The organism is Nonomuraea turcica (assembly GCF_030718205.1).
In the GTDB taxonomy this organism is placed as follows: domain Bacteria; phylum Actinomycetota; class Actinomycetes; order Streptosporangiales; family Streptosporangiaceae; genus Nonomuraea.
This window is the reverse complement of record NZ_JAUZQF010000068.1, coordinates 1-5737: the sequence shown is the minus strand read 5'-3', so window position 1 is coordinate 5737 and position 5737 is coordinate 1. Positions and strand designations below refer to the sequence as shown.

Genomic DNA, 5737 nt, shown 5'->3' with positions numbered 1-5737 from the left:
CACCCTCACGGCCTTGTAGCGATCACTAGCGACTCGACACCGCACATGATCACTCAAGGCCGTCTTGCTGTCCCCGAAACGATCAAACCCCGCTCAGCACAACAATCCGGAGGATAAAGAACAAGTTTAGCGCCGCCCCCGCCATGGGAGGGACTGTAAGAACAACCTTCGACCGCCCCCGGCACCAGACTGAGGTACGCGCTCAAGCTCCAAGCCAAACCGGGCTCACGGCCGACCTCGCAGCAGATCATTTCACGCTGGCGCGACGGTGGCCGCATGCTTCCCGCGCTGTAGCGAGTGCTCGTCCACCAGGACCTACGCATTCGGTGGGGCAAGCAGCCCGATCCCGACCACTTCACCCGCCTAGTCGGGGGAGCCTTCCCGGCCGTCGTAGCGCTGTGCGAGCACCCGCAGGCGCTCGCTCAGCCGTTCGTGTTCGCTGGCCAGGCCGTCCGCCTCGAACCGAAGCTGGCGGAAGCGCGCGGCCTCCTCGCCGCGCGTCACGGCGAGAGTGTCGTCGATCTGGCGGCGGGCCACCCCGAGCCGCTCTCCCGCGTGGCCGACCAGCTCGGTTTGCTCGCGCAGGCCATTGCGGGCGGCCACCATGGCCTCCCGATCTGCGGGCGACAGAAGGGGATGCCGGTTCCAGCCGTCGGTGTAGCGGACGGTGTAGTCGCCCACGTTGTGCGGGTAGCGGGACCGCGTGGTGGCGATCGTCTTCCTGACGCGGACGTGGCTCACCTCCAGCGTCCTGCGGGCCTCCTTGGCAGCGCGCTGCGCGGTCTCCAGCGTGCCGCGCACCGCGCCGAGGTGGCGCCGGACGATGTTCTCGGGGGTCGGCCCGCCGCCCGGGCGGGCCGACCCGCCAGACCGCAGTGGATGCTTCTTCAGCCGGTCGAACGCCTCGGCGATCTTGCGCATGGCCAACTGCATCTGGCCGTCGGTGCGCAGGGCGGCGGCCTGCACGGCGGGCACCGACTGGGGGTCACCTGGCGGGCGATGCCGGCGTAAGCGGCGTAGAACAGGTAGGCCGCTCCGCCCGCCGCCGCGACCAGCGCCACCACCTCGACTCCACCGTACGCGATCTCCATCCGCCGGCCCAGGTCGGCGGCCCGCGCGGCGGTGCCTGCCGAGTGCGCGTCGAACGCCTGCGCCGCCGGGCCGGCCTCGTTGCGGGCGGGCCGCTGGGCGATCGCCATTTCGGCCTCCCGGTCGCGGTGGAAGGCCGCGCCCCGCGCCAGCAGCGTGAGATTGTCGCCGGCCGGCACGTCGCGCGGCTGCTCGACCGGCAGCAGCGGCGCGCCCATCGCGACCAGCGGGTCGTCGCTCATGCCAGCATCCGGCGCACGGCCTCGGCGCGCTGGATTATGGCCAGCTCGGTGGCGGCGTTGCTCCTGGCTATCACGATCTGCCCGTCGGCCGCCAGGCAGGTGCGACCGTGCAGGTCCTCGGACTCCTCCAGCATGTTCCGCAGCAGCGCCTCCAGCGCCACCCCGATGTACGGCAACAGCCCGGCGGCGGCCGCGGCGGCGCTCAGCGACCGGTTGAACTCCTCGTGCTCGTCGACCAGCGCCTGGACCGGCAGCAGCAGCTCCGGCGCCGTCCGTTCGACGATGGGAATGAACTGGGTGAAGGTGGCCCCGCAGTCGTCCCGCAGGAACGTGTAGACGGCGCGGCCGTGCTCGGCGTTGGCGGCGTGTACCGTGGTGAGCGCGTTCCACTCCACCCGGTGCCGGCGGAGCACGTCCAGGCCGCGCATCACCCGTTCGAAGGTCGGTTTTCCGCCTTTGTCGACGCGGTAGGCGTCGTGCAGCTCACGCGGGCCGTCGATGGAGATGCCGACGAGGAAGTCGTGCTCGGCGAGGAACTCTCCCCAGGTGTCATCCAGCAGCGTGCCGTTGGTCTGCAGGGTGTTCAGCACCTGTTGGCCCGGTCGGGCGAACTCGCGCTCCAGCTCGATGGTGCGGCGGAAGAAGTCCAAGCCCATCAGGGTCGGCTCGCCCCCCTGGAACGCGACCACTACCTCGCCGTCGCCGTGGCCCTGCAGCAGTTGCCGAATCCACGCCTCGTGCACGTCCTTTGACATGTGAGCCCGTCGACCGGGGTACAGCTGCTCTTTGGACAGGAAATAGCAGTATTCGCAGTCCAGGTTGCAGAGTGCACCGACGGGCTTGGCCATGACGTGAAACGCCGTCGGCCCGGCGGTGGCCGCCGCTTGCGTCGCACTGACCGTTGCCTCCATTCGAGCTTTGTGGCCGGCGGTCAACGTCAGCTCGTCAGATCGCGCCGGTGAGGCGGCGGCGGAACACCCAGTACGTCCACGCCTGGTAGGCCAGGACGACAGGGGTGAAGATGGCCGCGACCCAGGTCATCACCGTCAGCGTGTACGGGGTGGAGGCGGCGTTGGTCACGGTGAGGCTGTTGACCGGGTCGAGGGCGGGCAGCACGTTCGGCCACAGCCCGCTGAACAGGGCGGCCACGACGGCGCCCACGGCGAGCGCACTGGCAGTGAACGCCCACCCGTCACGGCCACGCAACGTCGCGGCCAGGGCGCCGATCAGGCCGAGTGCGACCAGCGCCACCGCCGTCCACCAGGCTGACCTGTTGCCGCCGGAAGTCAGCAGGAAGGCCATCACCACGAGGATCGTCACCGGGGCCAGGCTCTTGGCCATGCGCGAGGCGCCCTGGCGCAGCTCACCAGTAGTGCGCAGGGTCAGGAAGATCGCGCCGTGCAGCGTGAACAGCAGCAGCGTGGCCAGCCCGCCGAGCAACGCAAACGGGTTGAGCAGGGTCAGCAGGGTGCCGGTGTACTCGTGGTCGGCATCCAGGGGCACGCCGCGCACGATATTGGCGAAGGCGACACCCCACAGGAAGGCAGGCCCTAGCGAGCCCCAGAAGAAGGCCCGGTCCCAGCCGCGCGTGCTGTCGGATTTACTCCGGTACTCCAGCGCCACCCCACGCGCGATCAAGGCCAGCAGAATGAGGAACAGCGGCAGGTAGAAGCCGCTGAACAGGGTGGCGTACCACTCGGGGAAGGCGGCGAACGTCGCGCCGCCGGCCACCAGCAGCCACACCTCGTTGCCGTCCCAGACCGGGCCGATGGTCTTGACGATGGTGCGCCGCTCCACCTCCCCCTTGCCGAGGAAGGGCAGCAGGATGCCGACGCCGAAGTCGAACCCCTCGAGAACGAAGTAGCCGGTCCACAATACGGCGATCAGTACGAACCAGACAGTAGTGAGTTCCATCGTGGCAATCCTTCAGTAGCTCAGGGCGGGAACGGGCTCTTCAGGTGCGGACTCCTCGTGCGGCCCGATGCGGATGAACTTGATCAGCAGTCGCACCTCGATGACGGCCAGCACGGCGTAGACGAGGGTGAAGCCGACCAGCGTGATCGCCACCGACGCCACGTCCACGCCCGGCGAGACGGCCGCGGCGGTCCTCATCAGGCCGAAGACGGTCCACGGCTGGCGGCCCATCTCGGTGAAGATCCAGCCCAGGGTGTTGGCCAGGAACGGCAGCCCAATCCCGGCAATGGCCAGCCGGTAAGCCCAGCGACTCGCCGGCAACCGGCCGCGCCTGGTCAGCCAGAGCCCAGCAAGAGCCAGCAGCGCCGACAGCGCCCCGAAGCCGATCATCAGACGGAACGACCAGTACGCCAGGCCGACGACCGGCAGGTAATCGCCTGGGCCGTAGAGAGCCTGGTAGCGAGCCTGGATATCGTTGATGCCCTCGACCTTCCCGTCCAGGGTGTTGGTGGACAACAGGCTCAGCCCGTACGGGATCTGCAGGTTGATGTGGTTGCGGCCGTTCTCGACGTCGCCGACGGCGAACAGCGAGAACCCCGCCGCGCTCTCGTCCTCCCACAGGGCTTCGGCGGCGGCCATCTTCATCGGCTGCTGCTCGGTCATGATCTGCGCCTGCCAATGACCGGAGAACGACACCCCGACCGCCGAGACGAGCCCGACAACCAGCGCCAGCCGGGCCGAGGTCCGGAACAATGTCACATCCCGCTTCTTGAGCAGAAACCAGGCGCTGATGCCCAGCACGAACGCAGCCGCCGTCAGGAACGCCCCGAAGATCACGTGCGGGAACGTGACGAGGGTGGTCGAGTTGGTGAGGACGGCCCAGATGTCGGTCAGTTCAGCGCGGCCGTTGTTGATGCGGTAGCCGACCGGATGCTGCATCCACGAGTTCGCCGCGAGGATGAAATAGGCAGAGATGTTGGTGCCGATCGCGGCCAGCCAGATCGTGGCCAGATGCAGCCGGGGTGACAGCTTGTCCCACCCGAAGATCCACAGTCCGAGGAACGTGGACTCCAGGAAGAACGCCATGAGCCCTTCCATGGCCAGCGGCGCCCCGAACACGTCACCGACGAAGCGGGAGTAGTCACTCCAGTTCGTGCCGAACTGGAATTCCTGCACGATCCCGGTCACCACGCCCATCGCGAAGTTGATCAGGAACAGCCGCCCCCAGAACCGAGTCAGCCGCAGATACTCCGGCTTCTTCGTCCGGTACCAGGCCGTCTGCAGCCCTGCCACGATGATCGACAACCCGATGGTGAGCGGCACAAACAGGAAGTGGTAGACGGTCGTGATGCCGAACTGCCAGCGGGAAAGGTCCAAGACATCCATGCCCGCCAGCGTCGAGTACGAGCAGCCACGACCATAGAGCCGACCGACCCTGGCCCGATGGGACCTTAGTCCTCAGGTCTCCCCTCTGAACACGTCGAAAGCCAAGTCCAGGTCGACGCCCGGCCGCACGATCAGCGGCGCGGGTGTCACCACCTCCGCCACGGAGACGTCGCCGCCCATGCCGGGCCCGCGTACTTCTGGGCCAAAATCAGAGAACGGACCATCGGCGGCGAGATCAAACAAGGGACTTTGGACCCTACCGACAGCGACGTAGGGTGCGGGAACGTGGAGCCGTGCGATGTCCACCCACTCCACCTGCGCCCGTCAGCAGGGAACTGTCCCGAGTTGAGGGGCTTCGACTTCTCCGGAACGTGACCTTCGGCAGGATCGTGTTCATCAGTCGGGCGAAGCCGACCATTTTCCTCGTCAGTCACATCACGGACGGGGAATGCCTGCTTATCGGCCTTTCCCATGTCCCTGAGATCACCGCCCTTGTCCAACGCTTCTCCCACGTGGTGTACGAAGCGGATGTGCTGGATGTCGCCACGCGCTTGGGCTGGAGTGTCGTGCTCTCCGGACGGGCCGGGCTGGTAGAGGACCCGCAGGAGCTGCATCAGGCCCGGCACAGGCTTCAGCCCTGGCCAGGCGAGCAGATCGATGTGGTGATGCGGATCCACCCCGAGTTGGTCACAGGGTTCTCCGTCAGCGCCCCGGACGCCGGCGCGACGCGATGAGCATGCAGGAACGGGTGGTCAAGCCCTTGCCACCGGCGGAGGCTCTGCAACGGCTGGGGGAGGTGTCGTTGGGCAGGATCGTGTTCACCTCCCAGGCCTTGCCGGACATCCGGCCGGTCAATCACCTGCTGGACGACGGCCAGGTGATCATCCGCAGCCATGTGGGCGCGGCCGTGGTCTCGGCCGTCCAAGGCTTGGTGACCGTGGTCGCCTACGAGGCCGACGATATCAACCCGGTCACCCACCTAGTGTGATCCGCCTGAAATTCGCCAGGTAAGTCCGTATGGTGATGGCTATGACGCCTCCCGGACCAGCTGCGGTGGAGATCCGCTTATCGGAGAGTGAACGGGCTCAGCTGATCGGCATGTCGGT

Annotated in this window: 8 protein-coding genes; 2 read left to right on the top strand and 6 right to left on the bottom strand. The window is 67.4% G+C overall.

Annotated elements, in window-relative coordinates:
* Positions 1-363: 363 nt before the first annotated feature.
* The 6 genes from Q9G87_RS60125 to Q9G87_RS60100 form a co-directional block, all read right to left on the bottom strand.
* The gene (locus Q9G87_RS60125; RefSeq protein ID WP_305925655.1) at positions 364-975 is read right to left on the bottom strand and encodes a hypothetical protein; all 612 of its coding nucleotides are present in this window, start codon (positions 973-975) and stop codon (positions 364-366) included.
* Positions 888-1331 (bottom strand): hypothetical protein, encoded by a 444-nt coding sequence (locus tag Q9G87_RS60120; protein WP_305925654.1) that lies wholly within the window; start codon positions 1329-1331, stop codon positions 888-890. The genes Q9G87_RS60125 and Q9G87_RS60120 overlap by 88 nt, the downstream gene beginning before the upstream one ends.
* Entirely contained in the window at positions 1328-2242 is a 915-nt protein-coding gene (locus Q9G87_RS60115) for a radical SAM protein (protein WP_305925653.1), read from the bottom strand. The genes Q9G87_RS60120 and Q9G87_RS60115 overlap by 4 nt, the downstream gene beginning before the upstream one ends.
* Before the next feature lie 34 nt (positions 2243-2276).
* Positions 2277-3245 (bottom strand): cytochrome d ubiquinol oxidase subunit II, encoded by a 969-nt coding sequence (gene cydB / locus Q9G87_RS60110; protein ID WP_305925652.1) that lies wholly within the window; start codon positions 3243-3245, stop codon positions 2277-2279.
* 12 nt (positions 3246-3257) lie between these two features.
* The gene (locus Q9G87_RS60105) at positions 3258-4631 is read right to left on the bottom strand and encodes a cytochrome ubiquinol oxidase subunit I (RefSeq protein ID WP_305925651.1); all 1374 of its coding nucleotides are present in this window, start codon (positions 4629-4631) and stop codon (positions 3258-3260) included.
* A 72-nt stretch (positions 4632-4703) separates the two neighbouring features.
* Entirely contained in the window at positions 4704-4874 is a 171-nt protein-coding gene (locus Q9G87_RS60100; RefSeq protein WP_305925650.1) for a hypothetical protein, read from the bottom strand.
* 32 nt (positions 4875-4906) lie between these two features.
* On the opposite strand from Q9G87_RS60100, the gene Q9G87_RS60095 reads away from it, so the two are divergent.
* Together Q9G87_RS60095 and Q9G87_RS60090 are read left to right on the top strand one after the other, a co-directional pair.
* Positions 4907-5365 carry a pyridoxamine 5'-phosphate oxidase family protein gene (locus Q9G87_RS60095; RefSeq protein ID WP_371826030.1) on the top strand — a complete coding sequence of 153 codons (459 nt, stop codon included), beginning with the start codon at positions 4907-4909 and terminating at the stop codon, positions 5363-5365.
* On the top strand, positions 5362-5619 hold the full coding sequence (locus tag Q9G87_RS60090; protein WP_305925649.1) for a pyridoxamine 5'-phosphate oxidase family protein: 258 nt from the start codon (positions 5362-5364) through the stop codon (positions 5617-5619). Before Q9G87_RS60095 ends, Q9G87_RS60090 begins: the two co-directional genes overlap by 4 nt.
* Positions 5620-5737 lie beyond the last annotated feature (118 nt).